This window comes from Seonamhaeicola marinus (assembly GCF_008085455.1).
The window spans coordinates 1-416 of the sequence record NZ_VSDQ01000075.1; the positions used below are offsets into that span (position 1 = coordinate 1).

1 protein-coding gene is annotated in these 416 nt (G+C 25.5%); it reads left to right on the plus strand.

The window, feature by feature from the left end; all coding sequences use genetic code 11:
• Positions 1 to 282, plus strand: a 282-nt coding sequence (locus FUA24_RS00470; protein WP_246146913.1) for a hypothetical protein, incomplete at its 5' end; no start/stop codon positions are given.
• Positions 283 to 416 lie beyond the last annotated feature (134 nt).

The following is a 416-nucleotide window of genomic DNA, read 5'->3' on the forward strand; positions in this document are numbered from 1 at the left end:
ATTATGGATTTAAGAATTACTAACTGCAACAATTTTTTTAAAATTAGAGGTGTTTTAAACAAAGAAAGTATTGTGCTTTTCAACCAAGAGTTTAAAAATATTTTTGAAAAAATGGATAACCTAAAAGTTAGCATTGAAGGTGTTGAAAGTATGGATAGACACGGTGTTAATGCTATAACTAAACTTCATAGAGAAGCTTTAATGAAAAACAAAAGTTTATCTATTATTGGTTATGGTTGTAAAGATTTATACAATCATTTTAAAGCAACAGCAGCTGCATAAAATAGCAATTGGTCTATACTTATTGGTTATTTAACGCAACAAATATGTATTTTGGTATTATTTAGCAGAAACTTATTTTTTTTGCATTATCTTTATTTGCTAGTCTTATTTTTTGATTAGTCCCTAAATTTATT